Below are 19,497 nucleotides of genomic sequence, written 5' to 3' on the forward strand. Positions count from 1 at the left end.
GGCCGCGTCCGTTTGAGTGGTGGTCTTTCGCTTCGTTGCGATGATCAGCTGTCGTTAGTTTAGGCGGCGGTGATCTCGGGGAGTATCACCGCCTCGTCGATGGTGGGGGTGGTCGCGGTGAGCTCGGTCATGGAGGCTTCGGAGAAGTAGCGGCGGTCGGCGGCTTCCCATTCGTCGTGTTGCTCGACGAGGACGGAGCCGGCCAGGCGGAGCAGGGCGGCGTTGTTCGGGAACACGCCAACGACGTCGGTGCGGCGCTTGATCTCCCGATTGAGGCGTTCCAGCGGGTTCGTGGACCAGATCTGTCGCCAATGCCGGGCGGGGAACGCTTTGAACGCGAGGATGTCGTCACGGGCGTCGGTGAGCATCACGGCGGTCTTGGGGTGGACGCGCTCGATCATGCGCACGACTTCGTCGAACTGGGCATCGATGTGCTCGGCGTCGGGTTGGGCGAAGATCGTGCGGATCACGCTGGCGACCATCTCCTGCCGGCCCTTCGGGAGGGCGGTCAGGACGTTGCGCATGAAGTGGACGCGGCAGCGCTGCCAGGCGGCGCCCTGCAACACGGTCGCTGCGGCCTTCTTCAGTCCGGCGTGGGCGTCGGAGATCACCAGCTTCACCCCGCCCAGACCTCGTGTCTTCAACGAGCGCAGGAACTGCTTCCAGAACTCCTCGGTCTCGCTGTCTCCGACATCGAAGCCCAGCACGACCCGCCGCCCGTCAGCGGCGACGCCGATCGCGACGACGACCGCCTGGGACACGACACGGTGGTCGATGCGGACCTTGCAGTAGGTCGCGTCGAGGAACACGTAGGGGTAGGCGATGTCAGACAGCGAGCGGTCGCGGAACGATGCGACCTCGGCGTCGAGCCCTTGGCAGATGCGGGACACCTCGGACTTCGAGATGCCAGTGTCAGCGCCGAGCGCTTTGACGAGGTCATCGACCTTCCGGGTTGAGACGCCGTGGAGGTAGGCCTCCATCACGACCGCGAACAAGGCTTGGTCGACCCGGCGGCGCCGCTCCAGCAGCGACGGGAAGAACGACCCCTGCCGCAACTTCGGGATCCGCAACTCCAGATCCCCAGCCGTGGTCGACAGCACCCGCGGCCGGGAACCGTTGCGGGTAGTCGTGCGCTCGCTCGTGCGCTCGTAGGGGGCGGCGCCGATGAATGCGGCTGTCTCCGCGTCGATCAGCTCCTGGTAGAGCCGCTCGGTCGCGGCTCGGATGCGGTCGGTGGTGCCGGTGAGCTTCAGTTCCCCGAGCAGCTCGAGGAGGGCAGACTGGTCAAGAGCCATCGTGCGGTGTCGTCTTTCTGTGTGAGTTCTTGGTCGTTCTCACTGACCATCGCACGATGGCTCACCCCGTCGCGGTCACGACGCCGCGGGCCCGAAAGACCACCACCCCGCGGGACTCCAGGGAGCCAGGCGATCACTGCGCTCTGCCATCGGTCGGGGTCAGAGTTCCACGAGAGCGTATGTCCGGCCTCGAAGGTCTCCAGCGAAACAAGGCCAGGCCGAGCATCTCGGAGTGCTTGTGAGAGCCGTATCGGTACGGAGTCGTCGTGGGTGCCGTGAAGGATGAGCGTGGGCGCGGTGAGTTCCTCGGCACGAACCGTCCAGTCGAAGGATCGGATCGGGATGCTCTCGGGCAGGCCGACCATCCGGGCCAGCGGGCGGAGCGTCAGCCACGGGATCGCGAGGCTGCCCGCGGCTGAGGGGAGTCCGCTGCGGGTGCAGTTCGCCTTGATGACCTCGGTCCAGTCGAGCACGGGCGAGTCGAGCACGAGACCGGCGATGCTGCGTCGATACGACGGGTGGTGAGCGAGCTGGAGCGCGATGGCCGCGCCCATCGACCATCCGAACAGCACGACCTGTCGGGCTCCGTGCCGCATCGCGTACTCAATGGCGGCCGCGGCGTCGTCGGCCTCGGTGAAGCCGAGTGTTGAGCGACCGTTGCCGACTCCCGGGCCTTCGCCGTCGGCTCGGTAGCTGATGACGAGCGAGGTGTAGCCGCGCTCGGTCGCGGCGAGCACGGCGCGAAGCGTTCCGGCTCGGACGCTGCCGAGGCCATGTAGGTGGATCGCCCACGTCGACCTGCCGCTGTCGCCGTCGATGCGCCAGGCGGGGGCAGGCCCCGCGGGGGTGTCGATGGTGATGTCGTGTGCATGAAGGCTGGCGTCGTGCGGGGTCGCGTAGTAGATGCCGCTCCAGGAGACGTGATCGCCAGCCCTGAGAGTGAGCCCCGATGCCGTGCTCGTCACCCGTCGTGCGATCAGAGTCGGTCCACGGTCGAGCACGTCTTCGGAGAGTTGCGCCCAGCCTCCGTTCTCGAACCAGAGGTTGTACGCGCCTTCGGCTGCGGTCTGGCGAGTTCGGTCGAGCACGATGAGAGAGCCGTCGCCGTCGCGCTCAACCTCGCGGACGGTCAGGTCGTATCGCCGCGTGCCGGGGGCTGTTAGCCGCCGCGCGATCACCCAGCCGACACCCAACGCGCCTGCCGCAACGAGTCCGGCACCTAGCGCGACCCGTCGCATCACGAACTGCCCTCCTGGCCGACCCGGCCTCCTGGCGAAGCGGTGGTCCGTGTCGCTCTCGTGTCGAGTCCGAGGAGGTGGCTCTCGGCGCGATTCAGCAGGGCGCGCTCGGCTGCGCTGATGTCGAAGGTGACGCGCGGGTCGATCATCGCGTCGCGGATCTCAACGATCTCTCGGTGTAGACGGCTCTCCAGGTCATCCGCGCTCGCAGCGAGCGGGTCTGCTTGGCTCAGCCCAGGCCGCACGAGGGACGCCCGCTTCCAGAGAGGCTCCAACTGTGTCGCGAGGCCGACGGTGCGCTTCCGGCGCATGTCGTGCTGTGCGCGGCGGACGACAGGCTGCGCGGCGAAGCCCGCGCATAGGAAAAGGAACGCGAGTAGAGAGAGCGGTTCGTAGGCGCGTTGGACGGCGCGCATGAGATCGAGATGTCCTGTGACGTGTGCGACATCCATGATGAGCACGGCCAGGCACAGTCCGCCGCCGAACGCCGATCCCAGGCTCAGCAGAGCCGAGGGGAGACGCTGGATGCCGGAGCTGCGCAGATATTGCCGCGCGGCGAGGATCATCATCGTCGTGATGACGAGGAAGAAGTAGCTGAAGTTGATGATCGAGTAGGCCGCTGCTGCGGGTTGCGCGCCGAGGTCGATCATGAACCGAGTCGTGGTTGTGCCTCGGTCGATGAACACGAACGTCGTGGTGATCGCAAGAAGCGAGGTGAGGAGCACCGGGATGCCCACGGCGACCCGCACGAGCCTGGGGCGGTACTCGTCAGCCTTCATGACGCCTCGACCGAGAAAGAAGATCCCGGTCATCAGCAGCCCATCCGAAACGAGGGTTGTGACGTTCGTGCCGCCAAGAAGCGGATCGGTGACGAGGTAGATGGCGTCGACGTTCAGGGTCATCGCGACGGCAATCGTGAAGGAGGCGTAGGTGATGCTTCGATCCGCCCGTTTGCGGCGGAAGATGAGCAGGCTCGCCACGAGCGCCCACATGAGCGTCGCGACGAGCGCCTGGATCACCCGAAAATCTCCGAATAGCGGGACTCGGCGAACACCGATCCTCGGATGCCCGCGGCCAGCCGATCTGCGAGCGACTCGGCGGCGATCTCCGTCTCACTGTCAATGTCCTGTCGCTTGAGCAGGCGTCCGCGCGTGTGAAGAGGGATGTTGGGCAGCAAAACGTCCCCGGCTGTGCAATCGTCGCCCTCCGTGTGACCGAGGATCATGTGGGCCAACTCGTGAAGGACGAACTGCTGGCGGTGCAGTGCAGAGTCGCTGCGTGCGTGGAGCACGAAGTCCTCGGTGTCGGTGACCAGCCAGAGCGCACAGATGCCGTCGCGGGTGTCGAGGTCGGCGAGTTCGACGACGCGGAGCCTGCGATGGCGCCGTTCCTGTATGGCCTGGAGAAGGTGCGCAAGCGTGAACCTGCTGCCGAGCCGCAGATCGGAGACGGCGGCCGTTACGGTCTCTTCGGTGTTCACGTTTACCCCCTCTCGGCCGAGCAGCTACTGGCCTCGGCTCCGTGGTGCGCGACACCCGTCAGTGCTCGGGTGTTCGCATCATTTCCTCGTCCAGGAACTTGCTGATGGCTTGGAGCGCCTTCGGCGAGATGTCGCCGAGTGTGCGAGCAGCGTAGGACTTCACCTTCGCTGCACGCATCGAACGCACGAGGTCGAGCTGGGCGGAGACCTTCTCCGGGGTAGCCACGCCGCTCTCCCCCGCAAGAAAGGCAGCATCAACGTCGAAGAAGTCCGCGAGTCCCTCGAAGATCGCGGCGTCTTGAACGTATCGGTGGCCGTTGACCATGTACGTCCATCGTGATCGAGACAGGCTGATGCCACGTTGTCTCAGATACTCCGCGATCTGCGAGTAGGTCGGTTCGGAGCCGGACTCGGCAACAGCGACATCCATCAGAAGTCGCAGGCGTTTGGCGAGGTCGTCAGCCGCAGCCTGACCTTCGTCTTCAGTCATCGTCGCTGACCCCCCTTCCCTTCGGGAGGACCAAGGCATCGACGTAGCCCAGGCCCAAGGGCAGTTGTGCATGCTCAATTTACCCGTTGAGCATGCACAAATCAACTGTTGCGCATGCTCAACGTGCGGTGTTAGAACGGAATCTCAGGAGAGCTTTGAGCATGCTCAACGCGGCTTCCCTGTGAGCGGGAGGAGACGATTCCATGAGCACAGCGCGACCCCGCAGCCTGACCGCGTTGCCCATCGGACGGCGACCGTCTCTTGGGAACCCCGGCGCACCTGATCGACAAGAGCCCCACGGCTCACGACCAGGCCAGAGGAGGTGCCGAGATGACGATGCCGGAAGCCCCGCGCGGAGAGCGCCAGCCGATGGATGCCGCAGCCCTGCTCGCCTCGCTCACCGGGCTGTCACCGAGCGCCGCAGCGTGTCGCTACGCCGAGGCAGGCATCCCGGTCTTTCCCTGCGTCACAGGAGGCAAGCGCCCGCTGACCAAGCGGGGATTCCACGAGGCGAGCACCGAACCGCGCCAGGTCGCTCGCTGGTGGGCGCGGTGGCCGCGCGCCAACATCGGGATGCCGACGGGCCAGATCTCCGGGCTGGAGGTCGTGGATGTCGACGTGCACGGGGCGATCCGCGGCTTCGCAGCGTTCGAGCTGGCCCGGCGCGAGGGGCTGACGGATCGCTGGGCCGCGTTCATCCGCACGCCCTCGGGCGGAGTCCATGCCTACTACCCGGCCGATCCCGAGCTGGTGCAGCCGTCCTGGCAGGTGCCGCGTGCTGGCATCGACTTCCGAGGATCGGGCGGCTACGTCATCGTGCCGCCCTCGATCATCGCCACCAATGCGGGGCCGAGTGCGTATGCCCTCATCGGTTCCGGGCGAGGCGATGCGGTTCCCGTCGATGCCCGCGCGCTGCGGCAGTTCCTCGATCCGCGACCGGCGCGCCCGACGCCCGTCATCCCTGTCGAGGGTACGGACGGCGTTGACGTGGAGCGGATCGCCCGCTGGGTCGAGATGCGCGGCGAGGGCGAGCGCAACCGCGGCCTGTTCTGGGCCTCGTGTCGACTCATCGAGGCGGGCATCCCGCCCGACCGCGTGCGTGCCGCGCTGGGGCCGGCTGCCGAGCGCGCAGGCTTGCCCGCGCCGGAGATCGAGACGACGATCCGCTCGGCGCACCGCGTAGCGAGGGGCGCACCGTCCGCGCCTACCGCCAGTTCCGTGCCCAGCCATGCAGCTCAGCCTTCATCTGGTCAGGTGCTCTCGTGATCCCCGGCAGCATGCAACAGCCGCGCGGGCGGATCGCCGTGTGGACGGCGGTAGCTGGGACCGTATTCATCGCCGCAGCCGCCTTCTGGCTGTCGTTCACGGCGCTCGCCGACCTCGCGCGACGCTCCGGCGTCGATGAGAGCCAGGCGTGGGCATGGCCGCTCATCGTGGACGGCATCATCGTCGTTGCCACAGTGTCCGTCGTCGCGCTCGCGGGGCAGCGTGCCGCCTGGTATCCGTGGCTGCTGCTCATGGCCGGTGCCGCGGTCTCGGTAGCAGCCAACGCGATCCACGCGGTCGTCGCCGCTGACGCCGACGTTCCTTCGGCACTCGCAGGATCGGTCGCCGCAGTACCTCCGCTCGTGCTGCTGGCGATCACGCACTTGACCGTCGTGCTCACCCGACGGTTCCGTGCGGAGCCGTCGGCGCAGCCTGCCGTGTTGGTGTCGAACGCAGTCGAGTACCAGTCGCCGGAACCGCCTGCGCACCTTGCTCCCAGAGAACTCGCCCTGCGACTGAAGGAGGACGGCATGACGAACAAGGCCATCGCTCGTGCGACCGGGGTGCATCCGTCCACGGTCGGCCGCTGGCTGGCGACGCCCGCACTCTCCGCCGCGTCGGAAGGAGGCGCGCTGTGAACGACGAGTTGCCGGAGGACGAGCACGCCCGGCGGCTTGCCGATGTCCTCCACACGCTGAAGCCGACTCCGAGCGAGGCGGCTGAGATCTCGGAGCTGGCGCGCCACACGGACCCGTGGCTCGCCGCGCAGACGTGGCGCGGCGGCCACCCACTCCTGGAGCGGCTGAGCGCAGAGCACGACCGCAGCCAGGTCGTGTGGGTGCGCCCGACCGAGCTGCTCCCATCCGCTTCGGCCCGCATGATCGGGCGCGGCATCGACCTGCGCACCGAGCTGGCGCGCCGCGTTGAGGAACGTCGGCAGACTTCGCCGCAGGCGACTCCGGTGACCCGGCCCGGCATCCGCGGGCGTGCCCAGGGCATCGCGCCGCTCTCCGCGTTCGGGCAGTCCCCCGCGCGCCAGTCCTCTGTCAGCCGCGACCCGCTCCGCCGCCTGTGAGCGCGCCATGTCTGCCCAGGCCGCTCCCACGTCGTTCCGCACCCCGGAGGGACTGCGCGCGCTCCTGGAGCGTCTGCACGACGATGGGAAAGGCGCGTGGCGGCGCGACGTGGATGTCGCGGCGCTCATGGAATACACTGCGGGTCGGTACGCGAGCCTCGCGCGAAAGCACGGCCTCGACCCGTGGGAGGCAGCGAGCGCCGCGTTCGACGCGATGCGCACCCCGGCCGTGCGCAACGCGGAAGATCCGTGGGCCGTCGTCACCCGAGCCGTGCAGGTCACACTGATCGCCGAGGAACGGGGCAACGGGCTGCTGTGCTCGACGCATCAGGCGCGCAGACCGCAGTACAGCGGCTTCCACGACCCGGAGCGATTCAGCGACCGGGAGAACCCACTCAGCGACTACCACGAAGCGTTGCAGGTCGCGCCCGCGGGTGAGGACGAGAACGAATCGGACGACGAGGTATCTGGCGTCGTCCGTGCAGTCGAGGACGCGATCAAGCTACTGGCGCTGCTCGACTGGCCGGAGCAGACGGCGCGCGCGGCCATCGAGCACATCTGCACTCGACTCGGCGACGCGCCGTCACGGGCGAGCGCAGCGGAATCGCTTCGGCGAGACCCACACGCTCGGGCCGTGCTCGATCTGTCGTCGACGAGCTGGAACGCGCTGCTCCGTGCGATCCTCGGCAACCCCGATCCCGATCAGGCCCACACCGCCGTCGGCCGCGGCGTGCTGTTCCGCCTTCTTGTCGGCGAGCCCCTGCGTGCGCTGCTCACCGATGACGACCTCGTGCTGCTGCTCGGCCTGAACGCGCCCACTCTGGCGGGGGCGAGGTGAGCACATGGCGGCGAGCACCGGGCACATCGAGCTGGAACGCACCATCGACTCCATCGTCGTCGGCAGCCGTCATCGCATGGAGATGGGCGACATCGACGCACTCGCAGCATCCATCGAACGTGACGGACTTCTCCAGCCTCCGACCGTGACACCGGACGGCGTGCTCGTGTGCGGCGCTCGACGCATCGCGGCGCTGCGCAAGCTCGGCCACAAGAAGGTCAACGTCTTCGTGCGCTCCGGGATCAGCGACCGGCTACAGAGGCTCATGGCCGAGCAGGCCGACAACGTGCTCCACAAGCCATTCACGCAGACCGAGGCCGCGGCGCTGTACCGCGAGCTGAAGACGCTCATGGCCGAGGACGCCGCTCGTCGTCAGGCGGCGACGCAGTTCGGTGCTGGCGGGAAGATCGCCGGAACGAGCGGTGGTGCCGTCACGGCACCACCGCTGATCGGCGCTCCGGGCAAGTCCCGCGCGCAGGCTGCGCTCATGGTCACCGGGCGCAAGTCGTACACGAGCCTGGAACAGATCAACGACCTCCAGCGGATCGCCAATGACCCCCGACAACCGGAGGATGTGCGCGGCTTCGCCCGCTCAGAACTCGACGCCATCGACCGCGGCTCGTCGATCACCACGGCGCACGCCCGCACGATCGCCATGCTGGCGATCCCGCAGGAGGAACCCGAACCACCCGGCGAGCTGGAGTTGCTCGCACAGGAGGCGCTGGAGCGCGCGAAGCAAGGGCGCAAGCGAGGCCCGGCACCCGCACCAGCGTCGAGCGCCGTGCCGGTTCGCTATCCGGTGCGGGCGTTCACCCTCACCTGGAGCGACCTCGATCAGTGGTGGTCACACTACGACCCTGCTGAGGTCGGCACCGCGCTGAGTGATGACCAGTGGGAGCACTTCGAGACGATCCTCGACGCTACCGTCCGTTTCTTCGACGCGGCCCGCGCCGCCCGAACCGCCCGCCAACGTCTCGCCAAGGAGAGTGCCTGATGCCGCAGACTCGCTTCCCTCGTCGCCTCACGATCCTCCTGATCGTCGGTGCCGCCGTGCTTGCCGTCCTCGTCGGACTCGGGCTCTACGGGTTGCTGCTCGCGCCTCGATCCGAGCCTTCGCCGGGCGGCAGCTCCACGAGCGACCCACCAGGCGCTTCCACCAGCGCACCGTCGCCGACATCGAGCACACCGCCCGCCGTCCGTGAGTCCGACGACCCCGAGACGTTCGCGCGAGCCCTCGCCGTCGCGCTGTTCACATGGGACACCGCGACTGACTTCGGGCCGACCGACTACGCGCAGGTCATCGTGGATGTGGGCGACCCATCCGGCAATGAGACCGCCGGGCTCGCCTCTGACTTGCGCACCTATCTCCCGACCGCGGACGCCTGGGCGCAGCTCCGCACGATGCAGACCCGTGAATGGCTCGACATCAATGACGTGTTCGTGCCGGACGAGTGGGCGACGGCGCTGGAGCAGGCAGCCGAGGGACAGATCCTTCCGGGCACCGTCGCCTACACGATCACCGGCATACGACAACGTGAGGGCATCCACGGCACCGAGCCCGTGACCAGCTCCCACGAGGTCGCGTTCACCGTCTTCATCACCTGCGAGCCGACCTTCGATAACTGCCGCGCGCTTCGCATCTCCGAGCTTGACAACCCCCTGCGTTGATCGGCACCCGCATGAAGAAGCTCGTTGTGGCCATCGCCACCCTCGTCGCAGTGCTCCCCATGAGCCTGGTCGGCGTGGGTCTGCTCGTGTCGCCCGCGGTATTCGCCGCATGTCTCTCGTCAAGCTCGCTCGTTGTCGGGCCGATCCCGGAGTCGCTCACAGCCACAACGCGCGCGGGCGAGACCGTGACCCTCAACCATGAGCAGCTAACCCATGCAGCCACCATCACCACGGTCGGCGCGCAGACCGAGGGCGTTGGTCGCGCTGGCATCGACATCGCGCTCATGGCCGCACTCACCGAGTCGCGGCTACGGATGCTCGCAAACTCGGCTGCGATACCAGAGTCGGGCGATTTTCCGAACGACGGAGAGGGCAGCGATCACGACTCTCTTGGCCTGTTCCAAATGCGGCCGAGCGCAGGATGGGGCACCGTCGCGGAACTGATGAACGCGACCTACCAATCGCGCGCCTTCTACAGAGGTTCGAGCGGGCCGAACTACCCATCACCGCGCGGCCTGCTAGACATACCCGACTGGCAGCACCTCGACCCTGGCGAGGCAGCGCAAGCGGTCGAGGTCTCGGCATATCCCGACCGCTACCAGAACTACCAGCCAGTCGCCGAGGCGATCCTCGCTGCACTCACGCGCCGCGCCGAAACCACGCCGGGCGGTACCCCGCTCGGCAACGTACCCGAGACGACCGCCATCGTCTTCCCGCTGCCGAGCGGGACGTGGGTGAACACCAGCGACTTCGGGTGGCGCGAAGACCCCTTCACTGCAGAGCGAGCGTTCCACTCAGGAACGGACTGGGCTGCCGACGACGGCACGCCGATCCTCGCGCTCGCCGATGGCGTGGTCAGCTTCGCCGGCCCGTCGGGCGGCTACGGCAACCTCATCATCATCGAGCACACCATCGGCGGCGAGCGCATCGCCTCCGCCTACGCGCACATGTGGCAGAGCGGCGTTCTCGTCAGCGTCGGGGATCGCGTCGTTGCCGGGCAGCACATCGGCAACGTCGGTTCGGCGGGCAGGTCGACCGGAGCCCACCTGCATTTCGAGATCCGGCCGGGCGGGTCGAACGCAGCGGCCGTCGATGCCGAGCCCTGGCTTGCCGCTCACGGCGTGCAGAACCTCGATGCCGCAAGCACCGCGGCGCTCTGCTCAGCACAGATGGCCGCGTGACATGGACATATTCCCCGACTTCGGAGCCGTCGGCGGTCAGGCAGAACTGCGCGCCATCGTTGGTGCGTTGCTGACCGTCGTGCTCATCCTCGCCGTGCTCATGCTCGTCATCTGCGCCGCAGTGTGGGCGATCTCGTCGGCGAACGGCAACATCACTTCAAGTGCCCGCGCGCGCGCCGGATTCCTCGTCTCCGTCGGAGCCGCAGCACTCGCCGGCCTCGGCGTAACCTGGGTCAACTTCCTGCTCGGCGTCGGCGCGAGCATCTGATCCTGCCGATGGAGGTCAGGAGCGGCGCGCAAGGATTCCAATGGAGCAGTCGTCCTTCGTTGCCTCGCGGAGCCTGGTGTCGACCACCCGCCGCAGCCGCTTCTTGTGCTCCGGGCTTCTCACATGTCGCGTCGGTGCGACCGCGACCGCTTCGATCAACTTCGCGCAAGCAGGGGCCAAAGTCTTCGAGCGTTGGTCGAACAGGCTCGCGCTCGTTCCGTCGCTCATCAAGATGAAGCCGGAGACGCCCTCTGTCGCTCCGCGGAATAGCCGCGTCGAACTCGCGGCGCCAGGGGAGGTGACGAAGGTGGTCTGATTTGCGAACTCCGCATTGTCGGGTGCTGACACGACACGCAGTTCGCCATTCTTGACGTAGCCGATTACGCCGTCCCCGATATGCACGACGACGAACCTCTCCGCCGAGACCGCGACAGCGAGGAAGGTCGACGCGAGATCCGCGATAGTGCAACCTAGCCGCCGAGCCACACCCGCGAGACGCTCGTGCAGGCGTTCGAGAATCTCCTGCCGTGCTTGCTCTGCATCGGCGCTGGCATCGAACTGCGCGAACTGCTCGATCAGCAGCGCGCAACCTTCTTCCACTACTGCCTGAGCGCCGAACTCCGCTTGAGAGGCCGAGCCCGCGCCGTCAGCGAGGCAGAGCACCTGGACACCGCGGCGAGACAGGTAGGCGGTCCTGTCCTGTCCGCGCGTGCCGTCTAGTTCGTGCCCGCGTCCTCGCACTTGGTAGTGGAACTCGTTGAACAACTAGAGCTCCGCCCAGCCAGCCAGCCCCTCGAGGTCCAGCTTCACAGTGTCGCCCGGCGTGGAACGAGAGACGCGGGAGACCGACTTCGACAGCCACTCGAAGAACTCCTTGAAGCTCGGCCCGCGCAGCCGCAGCGGCGGACGGCTCGGGCTGAACTTCGCCAGCACGTCCATGTCAGCGTCAGCACCGATGCCGATCGGGAACACCGTCAGCTTCTTCTGCGCAACGAGGTCGGTCACACGCTGGATCGCCTGCTCCAGCTCGACGGCGCTACCGTTCGGCTGTCCGTCCGTCATGAGCACGAGCCAGGGCTGGTAATAGAGGACGCCCGCGCCCGAGTACACCGACTTGCGCTTCTCCAACGTGTCCAGCGCAAGGTTCACCCCTTCCCCTAGTGCGGTGCCGCCCGTGGCGTCAATCGCGTCGATGCGCTGGAGCCGCTCGACACTGGAGAAGTCCTGGATCAGGCTCGCCGCGGAGTTGAACTCGACGATGCTCACCTCTGCGGCATCGTGAGCGTCATCGTCCTCGTCGATGGCGTCATAGAAGAGGTTGACGCCCTGCACGAGTTCGCGGATCTTGTCGCCCATCATTGACCCACTGGTATCGAGACAAAGGGTTACGGGAACCCTTGGAGTCGGATTCTCTACGAGGTCATCGGCGCCGATTGTGAGTGCCATGTCATTGTCCTTGTCAGTTCGGTTGGTTCGTGGATGCTGTTCGGTTAGGACTTCCACCACTCCGCGAGACGCTCCCAGAGGGACTTCTTGGGTAGGGTGCTCTGCGGACTGGTCGCGGTCGCGGTTGTGCGCGACGGACGCGGAGTTGACACTGGCCGCGGAGGGCATGCCTTCCTGATGGCGGCGTGCGACTTGGGAATGTCGAGCCCCTTGCTCGTGAACCAGCTCACGTGGTCGAAGGTGATGAAGGGCTGGCGGCAGTCGACACAGAGTCTCGCAGGGTCGAGCTGTGCCGCCTTCGTCGCACAAGAGGCGCAGCGCCCATACGTCAGCTCAGTCTTGGGTGTGGGCGTTCCGCAGTCCTTGCAGGCGACGAGCTGGCAGTTGGAGCAGCGGCCGTCGATGAGGTACCGGCGGGGCGTGTCCTTCCCGCAGTTGCGACACGCGGAGTAGTTCCGCTTGCGGTTGCACTCCCAGCAACGCCCGTCTCGCAGCGCGTCGGCAGGCTTCGGTTTGCCGCAGTCCGAGCATCGGGTCTGGTTCTGGCGACAGTCCTCGCAGAGCTTCGGAGTCCAGTAGCTTCGCTTGTCCTCCTGCCAGCGCCCGATCATCGAGGTGCCGCACTGAGCGCACTCGTACTCGGGTGTCTCCGCGTCCTTCTTCTTGAACCGAGTGGGGTACACATCGTGCGACATTCGATCGAAGTCGTCGGACCCGCCGAAGAACTGCTCGTACTCGCGGAACACCCGCAGCCACTCGTCCGTGGTTGGACGCTTGGAGTACCTCAGCCCGTCGCGGTGGAAGGTATTCCAGAACGTGCGCTTCACGGGGAAGGGCAGGTGACTCCACATGTACTTCCAGTTGCCCTCGGGCTGATCCCGGTCGGACGCCCCACGGAACTGGAACGCGAACTTGCCCTCCTTGATGAGCGCCGCGAAGTCCCCGCCGTCCGCACCTGCCCGCGCGTATGGGAACTGGCCGGTGATGAGAATCATGAAGAGCATCGTGGCGACGGCAAACAGCTCCTCCTCTTCCGTGCGCAGAGCGTCCGCGTAGTCTCCGGTCACGGTGGGTGCGGTGAACATCGGCGTCCCTACGGGACACGGGTAGCCCTCCAACTGCCAGGAGTCAGCGTCGATGATCCAGACATCCTTGTTCGCGTCGACCATGACGTTCTTCGGGTTGATGTCGCCGAGCAGGATGTTGAGGGAATGCAGGTAGGAGACCTTCTCCAGGAAGGAAATGCAGACGTCGACGAGATCCGCCTTCGTCCAGTTGGGATAGGTCTTCTTGAACCGGGCAGGCCGCATGACAGTCGCCTGGAGTTCCTTGCCGGTGGCCCGCGGCATGGCGTAGCCGACGAACTCACCGTCGCTGTTCGTGATGATGCTTGTCGGGAAGCCGATGCCTTCCCGCTCGAATCCGCGCGACAGGAGCAGGGTCAGCTTCTCCTTGCGGTGCCATGTCCGGTGCTCGGCGTCGAAGACCTTGACGACGCTGTTCGCCGCGCCGTCCACTGCGTAGACTCGCCCCTCTCCGCCCTCACCGAGCATCGCACCGAGCACAAGCGTCCCGGTTTCTCCGCGGGCCGACGTGAAATGCACGGTATCCCCGGCCGCGGGCAGGACTGTGCTTCCCTCCAGCACGCGGTCAGGAGCCCTGATCGTCGCTGAGGGGTTGAAGGCACCCGGAACGCCTCTTGCTGCTCCGACCGCGGAGCGTTGCTGCCGCGTCGTTCGGCGTGCGCCAGGCGCGGCGACGACCGGGGTGACCGCGAATGTCTGCTGGAAGTCGGCGAGCAGCGGTGCGAGCGCTGCGACCTCGTTCTGGTCCTTGTCGGTGCCAAGGCCCTCCTCGACATGCCTCGTCATGCGTGCGTGCTTGCGCGAGGCTCGCTCATACAGGGCCTGATCACTATCCACCTCGATCAGCCCCTCCTTGGTGAGAACTCCGGCGACGAGACGCCGATCCGTCTCCGCCGCGAGCAGGCGAATTCGCAGCCGCAGAGTGATGTCGTTCGTCAGAAGGCACATCTCATAGCGGTGGGCCGCGCGTTTGAAGACCTCGACAAAGAGATCGTCTGCATAGGGGTTCGAGACATTGCCGAGGTCCGTTCGAATGAGTCCCGCGCCCGCGGCCGCGTCGAGGAACACGAGGGCATTGCCGGCCTTCTTGATCGAGCCCGCGCGCTCTTCGCTCAACCCGGAGGTGTCGATCAAACTCTGCTTGGTCAGTTCATCGACGACCTTGCTCGGGACCACAACAGGATTCTCGTGCGCACGGATAGCCTCAGCGCATCTCTCGAAGAGTCGCTTGAGCCCACCCTCGTGTGCCGGGTCCGTGTCCATGAAGACGTTTGTGTCGATGAACAGCCGGTGTTCCGGTTGCACGAAGTCCTCTGGCGTGAGCGCGCCGACCGCGGCTTCTATGGTCACTAGGACTCCCGCCCCTCTCCGAGTGCGTGCTGAAGTCGCCGCGCATCAGCACGGAACGTCACGTTGCTCTGGAAGCCGGTCGATCTCGATGAGAACTCGGTGAGCAGTTCTGCGGCGCGCTCGTGGCTCACCTGCCGCGTACGCTGATAGGCCAGCAGCTCGTCCGCCGGGACTCTGTGATGCGTTCCGACTTTCACCGCCTCGATGTCGCCGGATTCGATCAGCTTCATCAGGGACGCCCTGGAGATGCCGAGCATCGCGGCAGATTCGGTCGTGGTGTAAAGCTCTTTGACTGGCACGACGACCGCGCCTGACGTGTGCTCCGCCTCGACGAGCAGCAGCAGCTTCTCGGCGATCACCCTCGGGATGGTGAGCGTGACGCGCACGGGGTCTGCTGACTCAGCGAGGGCGTCGCGGAGGACGTCCGCTGCGTCGTCAAGCGGCTCCGTCATTTGCCTCTCCTATCGTCGCAACTGCTTCTAAGTGCTGTAACTGTAACACAAGTGTCGTCAATGTGAGGAAATGGTTTCCCGGAGGCGAATCGCGACGTGAGCGGGGACAGCGCGCGCACCTACCCGGCAAGCCGTCCCCTCGCCTGCTGAAGGAGCACACAGTGATCGACATCGACCCCAATACCGACGGGTTGCCCGGCATCGAGCAGCTCCGCGTCATCGTCGGCGCGGCCATGACGGTGGGGCTCATCCTCGCTGTCCTCGCCCTCATCATCTCGGCCGTGGTCTGGGGCTACGGGGCGAACAGCTCGAATCCGCACCTCGCCGGCCGTGGCAAGGTCGGCGTGCTCGTCTCGTGCGGCGCGGCCATCATCTGCGGGGCATCCGTCACCCTGGTCAACTTCTTCTGGAACGTCGGCCAGTCGGTCTAGCACCACGACCGAGTTGAGATGGCTGAGCCGATGAGTGTTTGTGATGTGCCCGTCATTGCGTCAGTGTGCGATGCCGTGGGTGAGGGAACCGCGTCGCTCATCTCCGCGCCGTTCGACTGGCTTGCGCAGGCAATGGGGCAGGCCGCCGCCTGGCTGTTCGAGAGCGTGTGGGCAGTGTTCGACTCGACCACGCTCGTCGACGTGACCGGAAGCCAGTACGTCTCGGTCTATAACGTGCTGTTCGGGGTGGCGATCTTCGTCATGCTCGTCTTCTTCTGCCTCCAGCTCATCACCGGGCTCGTGCATCGAGATCCGATGGCACTGTCGCGCGCGGGCGTGGGACTTGCCAAGTCGGTGCTCGGATCGTTCGTCGCCATCACCCTCACCGCGACCCTGTTGGAGGTCACCGATCAGCTCACCATCGGCATCGTGCAGGCGACTGGCAACACGATGGAAGGCATCGGTGACCGCATGGCACTGCTCGCCGCTGGGCTGACGACGATCAACATCGCCTCGCCCGGTGTCGGTGCGATCATCACGATCTTCCTTGCCGGGCTCGGCATCGCGGGTGCGGGCATCGTGTGGTTCACGCTGCTTGTCCGTAAGGCGCTTCTGCTGGTCGCCATTGTCTTCGCGCCCATCGCACTCGCCGGGTTCACCTGGGATGCCGCGAAGGGTTGGTTCGGACGCTGGGCGGCGTTCGTCGTGGCGCTCATCTTCTCGAAGCTCGTCATCGTCGTCGTGTTCCTGGTCGCCATTGGCCAGATCAGCGCGCCCATCGACCTCGACCTCGCCTCGATCAGTGACCCGATCTCGGGCGTCGTGCTGATGTTCATCGCCGCGTTCGCGCCGTACCTGACGTACAAGTTCATCTCGTTCGTGGGCTTCGACATGTACCACGCGATGTCGAGCGAGCAGGAAGCGAAGTCGGCGCTCAACCGGCCCGTCCCGCTGCCGGTCAAGGCCCAGCCGAACGCGGCAAAGTCCGTCCTCGGAGGGCAAAGCGGCGCGAGAGGCGGGACTCCTCCCGCGCCGAGCACAGCTCCCGCTGCAAGTGGCGCAGCAGGCAGCGCTGCGGGCGCAGGTGGCGGGGCGGCCGCTTCCGGTGGCGGAGCGGCGGCCTCGGGAGGCGCGGCAGGTGCCGGGGCAGCAGCGGCCGGCCCCGCGGCCGCAGCCGTCGTCGGGGCGCAGGTTGTCAAAGCCGCGGCGACGACTGGGCCGAAAGTCGGTGCCGCGGTCGGCGGCGCAGCAGCCGGGCACGCGGAGACATCCACGCCGCCGATACCCGTAGCGCCGAGGAAGGGGTAGAACATGGCCACCCAGCACCCCCCGGCTCCCGAGCAGCAGCTCTCCCCCGTGCAGTTCTCCCGACTCGCGCACCGTGGCATCCTGCTCGGACTGTCGATCTCGCAGTTGATCGTGCTGGGCATCGGCGTGGTCACCGTCGTCGCCACGATCTACACGGGCGGTGGCATGGGGCTGGTCTGGACATCCCCGATCTGGCTCAGCTGTCTGCTGCTCGCGGTCGTCCCCGTGGGCGGGCGCAAGCTCGTCGACTGGCTGTCCATCGTGTCGCGCTGGATGTGGCGGAGCACCGCAGGGCAGTTGATCTTCCGCCGCCGGGTCATCAAGCCGCGCCCCGTCGGCACGCTCGCGCTCCCCGGCGATGCGACCGCGCTGCGCGAATGGGTCGATCCCGAGACGGGCGCGGCGATGGTGCACGACCCCCACGCTCAGACCCTGACCGCAGTGCTGGGAGTGACGCACCCGGCGTTCGTGCTGCTCGATCCGGGCGAGCAGGAGCGGCGGATCAACGGCTGGGGTCGGGTGCTCGCTACCGCGTGCCGCTCGGGCCGGATTGCCCGGCTCCAGGTCTGCGAGCGGACGCTGCCGGACTCAGGCACGGGGCTCGCCGAATGGTGGGCCAGGCACGGCACCGACGACGATTCCTGGCCTGCGACCACCTACCGGGAGCTGATCGAGCGTGCTGGGCCGACCGGCGAGCGCCATGCGACGACCATCTCGATTGCGCTCGATATGAACGCCTCGGGACGACAGATCCGTTCAGCGGGCGGCGGCATTCGTGGAGCTGCGGCAGTGCTGCGTCAGGAGATGACCACGCTCGTCGCGGCGCTGCGCGCTGCGGACCTCGCCACCACCGGCTGGCTCGCGCCTGGCGAGGTCGCCGTCATCCTGCGTTCCGCCTACGACCCGGCTGCCGCGCCCGCGCTGGAGCGGCACGCCGACATCGGGCGTTCCCTCGCCACCGCGGGGCCGGTCGCGGTGACCGAGAGCTGGGATCGCGTGCGCACCGACTCCGCGCACCACACCGTGCTATGGCTCTCCGAGTGGCCGCGCTCGCAGGTGTTCCCCGGATTCCTCGCCCCGTTGCTGCTCACCTCCGGCGTGCAGCGGTCGTTCTCGCTCATCTGCACGCCAGTTCGCGCCGACATCGCGGCCCGCGACCTGCGGAAGAAGAAGGTCGGCCTGCTCTCCGACGCAACCCAACGCGCGAAGATCGGGCAGGTCGAGGACGCCTCACGCACGGCTGAGTACCAGGACGTGCTCCAGCAGGAGTCCGACCTCACCGCAGGGCACGGCATGCTCCGCTACACCGGCCTCATCTCCGTCTCCGCGCCCACGGTCGATGAGTTGGATGCCGCCGTCGCCGCCATCGAGCAAGCCGCGGTCCAAGCGTCCTGCGAAACGCGCAGACTCGTCGGCCAGCAAGCCACCGCATTCGCCGTCGCCGCGCTCCCGCTCTGTCGGGACGTGTGACGACGCGCACGCTGCGTCCCCTCTCGCCGATCAGGTCGTAGTCACTCGGCCGCACGCACGAGCAAAGTCGCGGATGGGTCGACGCCCTCTGCCCAGGCTAGAGTCGGCAGGTCGGCACCATCGAGACCCGCCAGTTGCAGAGCCGCCTGCCCAGACAGATGGGCCGAGTTAATCGACTGTCCGTTCGCCACCGCGGCGTAGAACTGCGCCGCGTAGCTGATCGCGTCACCGTCTTCAATCTCGTCTGCCATGCCGATTGCGAACGGAACAATGTCGGCAACGAGGGCGTCAAGCTGACCAGCAGACCGGCAGGAGTTCAGAAGAACGAGCAAGGGCGGATCGTCCGTTGCATTGATCGCGGCAGCGAAGGCGCGCGCGCTCACGATCACACCCTCGTGGGGCGTATCGGTTTCGTCTTCGAAGACGATCAAGTCCTCATTGCTGTGGCCGGAGAAGTGAACGACGTGCGGACGGAACTTCGTGATGCCATCCAGCAGATCGGCCGTCGTTGCAGCAGGACGGACATCCAGCTCAACCAAGTCACGATGAAGCGCCGACTCGACCGCTGCACGAATCCGCTTCTGCTCACGCCCCACGCGCAGATCGCCTTCCGACGATGCGCCGAGCATCAGCACGCGGAGCTTCTCAGGCTTCGGGGCAGGAAGCTCACGAATGACTTGCGAGACGGCGGACTCCGTGGCGCTCAGCCGCCGCTCGAGAACGGCGCGCTGGGCCGCGGCTTGCCGATCCGCACGCTGTTGGTCCAGCTTGCGTCTACGTTCAGCGGCGTTGCTCTCGGATGCTTCTGCCCGTGCGAGCTTGTCGGCAAGCGCCATCTCCTCCTTGGCATAGCCGGCCGCGCGCGCCTGCCATCGACTCGCCTCCTTACCTGCCGCGGCAGCCTCCGATTCCTTCCTTTCGGCTTCGCGCAGCTTGGACTGGATGGTGCTGGAGCTCTTCGACTTGCTGGCCGCAGCACGAGCTGCCGCTGACTCAGCTCGCTTTTTCGATTCCTTCCCGCGGTACTCTCCAGCCTTCTTTTCCGCGTCGATGCGCTGCTTCCGGTTGCGCTCAAGTTGGCCGCGGTATGTGCTTGCGCTCATGCTCTTCCTCACAACAGGTCGTCGGATCGACCGTAGCCTCGACCTCTGACGTC

21 protein-coding genes are annotated in these 19,497 nt (G+C 66.7%); 11 read left to right on the top strand and 10 right to left on the bottom strand.

The window, feature by feature from the left end:
* Positions 1-59 precede the first annotated feature (59 nt).
* Genes CJ226_RS14705 through CJ226_RS14725 form a run of 5 tightly spaced genes read right to left on the bottom strand, consistent with a single transcriptional unit; the run spans position 60 to position 4,503 of the window.
* Positions 60-1,295, bottom strand: coding sequence for an IS256 family transposase (locus tag CJ226_RS14705; protein ID WP_046746337.1), 1,236 nt, complete (start codon positions 1,293-1,295; stop codon positions 60-62).
* Positions 1,250-2,533: an alpha/beta hydrolase gene (locus tag CJ226_RS14710; protein ID WP_180964619.1), complete on the bottom strand. Its 1,284-nt coding sequence runs from the start codon at positions 2,531-2,533 to the stop codon at positions 1,250-1,252. The genes CJ226_RS14705 and CJ226_RS14710 overlap by 46 nt, the downstream gene beginning before the upstream one ends.
* A complete protein-coding gene (locus tag CJ226_RS14715; RefSeq protein WP_102209651.1) occupies positions 2,533-3,552 on the bottom strand; it encodes a DUF6545 domain-containing protein in 1,020 nt (339 codons plus the stop codon). Before CJ226_RS14715 ends, CJ226_RS14710 begins: the two co-directional genes overlap by 1 nt.
* A complete protein-coding gene (locus CJ226_RS14720) occupies positions 3,549-4,013 on the bottom strand; it encodes a hypothetical protein (protein ID WP_102209652.1) in 465 nt (154 codons plus the stop codon). The genes CJ226_RS14715 and CJ226_RS14720 overlap by 4 nt, the downstream gene beginning before the upstream one ends.
* 58 nt (positions 4,014-4,071) lie before the next feature.
* Positions 4,072-4,503: a hypothetical protein gene (locus CJ226_RS14725; RefSeq protein ID WP_102209653.1), complete on the bottom strand. Its 432-nt coding sequence runs from the start codon at positions 4,501-4,503 to the stop codon at positions 4,072-4,074.
* A 330-nt stretch (positions 4,504-4,833) separates the two neighbouring features.
* Here CJ226_RS14725 and CJ226_RS14730 point away from each other — a divergent pair, with 330 nt between their 5' ends.
* From CJ226_RS14730 to CJ226_RS14765, 8 genes are read left to right on the top strand one after another with little or no spacing between them, the layout of a single operon-like run.
* Positions 4,834-5,769, top strand: a complete 936-nt coding sequence (locus tag CJ226_RS14730) for a bifunctional DNA primase/polymerase (protein WP_257996683.1) — start codon at positions 4,834-4,836, stop codon at positions 5,767-5,769.
* Between the two features lie 11 nt (positions 5,770-5,780).
* Entirely contained in the window at positions 5,781-6,407 is a 627-nt protein-coding gene (locus CJ226_RS14735; protein ID WP_102209747.1) for a DUF2637 domain-containing protein, read from the top strand.
* The gene (locus CJ226_RS14740) at positions 6,404-6,844 is read left to right on the top strand and encodes a hypothetical protein (protein ID WP_102209654.1); all 441 of its coding nucleotides are present in this window, start codon (positions 6,404-6,406) and stop codon (positions 6,842-6,844) included. Before CJ226_RS14735 ends, CJ226_RS14740 begins: the two co-directional genes overlap by 4 nt.
* A gap of 7 nt (positions 6,845-6,851) precedes the next feature.
* Positions 6,852-7,682 carry a hypothetical protein gene (locus CJ226_RS14745; RefSeq protein WP_102209655.1) on the top strand — a complete coding sequence of 277 codons (831 nt, stop codon included), beginning with the start codon at positions 6,852-6,854 and terminating at the stop codon, positions 7,680-7,682.
* A gap of 4 nt (positions 7,683-7,686) precedes the next feature.
* Entirely contained in the window at positions 7,687-8,676 is a 990-nt protein-coding gene (locus CJ226_RS14750; protein WP_102209656.1) for a ParB N-terminal domain-containing protein, read from the top strand.
* Positions 8,676-9,350 carry a hypothetical protein gene (locus tag CJ226_RS14755; protein ID WP_102209657.1) on the top strand — a complete coding sequence of 225 codons (675 nt, stop codon included), beginning with the start codon at positions 8,676-8,678 and terminating at the stop codon, positions 9,348-9,350. Before CJ226_RS14750 ends, CJ226_RS14755 begins: the two co-directional genes overlap by 1 nt.
* Positions 9,351-9,361: 11 nt before the next feature.
* Positions 9,362-10,531, top strand: coding sequence for a M23 family metallopeptidase (locus tag CJ226_RS14760; RefSeq protein ID WP_102209658.1), 1,170 nt, complete (start codon positions 9,362-9,364; stop codon positions 10,529-10,531).
* Between the two features lies 1 nt (position 10,532).
* The gene (locus CJ226_RS14765) at positions 10,533-10,799 is read left to right on the top strand and encodes a DUF6112 family protein (RefSeq protein ID WP_102209659.1); all 267 of its coding nucleotides are present in this window, start codon (positions 10,533-10,535) and stop codon (positions 10,797-10,799) included.
* 15 nt (positions 10,800-10,814) lie between these two features.
* On the opposite strand, the gene CJ226_RS14770 is transcribed toward CJ226_RS14765, so the two are convergent.
* The 4 genes from CJ226_RS14770 to CJ226_RS14785 are packed head-to-tail and all read right to left on the bottom strand — an operon-like array spanning position 10,815 to position 15,039.
* On the bottom strand, positions 10,815-11,564 hold the full coding sequence (locus tag CJ226_RS14770) for a PP2C family serine/threonine-protein phosphatase (protein ID WP_102209660.1): 750 nt from the start codon (positions 11,562-11,564) through the stop codon (positions 10,815-10,817).
* The gene (locus CJ226_RS14775) at positions 11,565-12,245 is read right to left on the bottom strand and encodes a VWA domain-containing protein (RefSeq protein WP_102209661.1); all 681 of its coding nucleotides are present in this window, start codon (positions 12,243-12,245) and stop codon (positions 11,565-11,567) included. It abuts the gene before it with no gap.
* Between the two features lie 44 nt (positions 12,246-12,289).
* Positions 12,290-14,680, bottom strand: coding sequence for a hypothetical protein (locus CJ226_RS14780; protein WP_102209662.1), 2,391 nt, complete (start codon positions 14,678-14,680; stop codon positions 12,290-12,292).
* Positions 14,680-15,039, bottom strand: coding sequence for a helix-turn-helix domain-containing protein (locus CJ226_RS14785; protein ID WP_257996684.1), 360 nt, complete (start codon positions 15,037-15,039; stop codon positions 14,680-14,682). The genes CJ226_RS14780 and CJ226_RS14785 overlap by 1 nt, the downstream gene beginning before the upstream one ends.
* 254 nt (positions 15,040-15,293) lie before the next feature.
* Here CJ226_RS14785 and CJ226_RS14790 point away from each other — a divergent pair, with 254 nt between their 5' ends.
* The 3 genes from CJ226_RS14790 to CJ226_RS14800 are packed head-to-tail and all read left to right on the top strand — an operon-like array spanning position 15,294 to position 18,341.
* The gene (locus CJ226_RS14790) at positions 15,294-15,563 is read left to right on the top strand and encodes a DUF6112 family protein (protein WP_102209664.1); all 270 of its coding nucleotides are present in this window, start codon (positions 15,294-15,296) and stop codon (positions 15,561-15,563) included.
* A gap of 18 nt (positions 15,564-15,581) precedes the next feature.
* Entirely contained in the window at positions 15,582-16,871 is a 1,290-nt protein-coding gene (locus CJ226_RS18170; protein WP_374754540.1) for a conjugal transfer protein TrbL, read from the top strand.
* A gap of 3 nt (positions 16,872-16,874) precedes the next feature.
* Positions 16,875-18,341, top strand: a complete 1,467-nt coding sequence (locus CJ226_RS14800; RefSeq protein ID WP_102209665.1) for an SCO6880 family protein — start codon at positions 16,875-16,877, stop codon at positions 18,339-18,341.
* A gap of 41 nt (positions 18,342-18,382) precedes the next feature.
* Here the strand turns inward: CJ226_RS14800 and CJ226_RS14805 are convergent, their stop codons facing one another.
* On the bottom strand, positions 18,383-19,444 hold the full coding sequence (locus CJ226_RS14805; protein ID WP_102209666.1) for a hypothetical protein: 1,062 nt from the start codon (positions 19,442-19,444) through the stop codon (positions 18,383-18,385).
* Positions 19,445-19,497: the final 53 nt, after the last annotated feature.

The sequence above is a fragment of the Microbacterium sp. UMB0228 genome (genome assembly GCF_002871415.1).
Classification (GTDB): domain Bacteria; phylum Actinomycetota; class Actinomycetes; order Actinomycetales; family Microbacteriaceae; genus Microbacterium.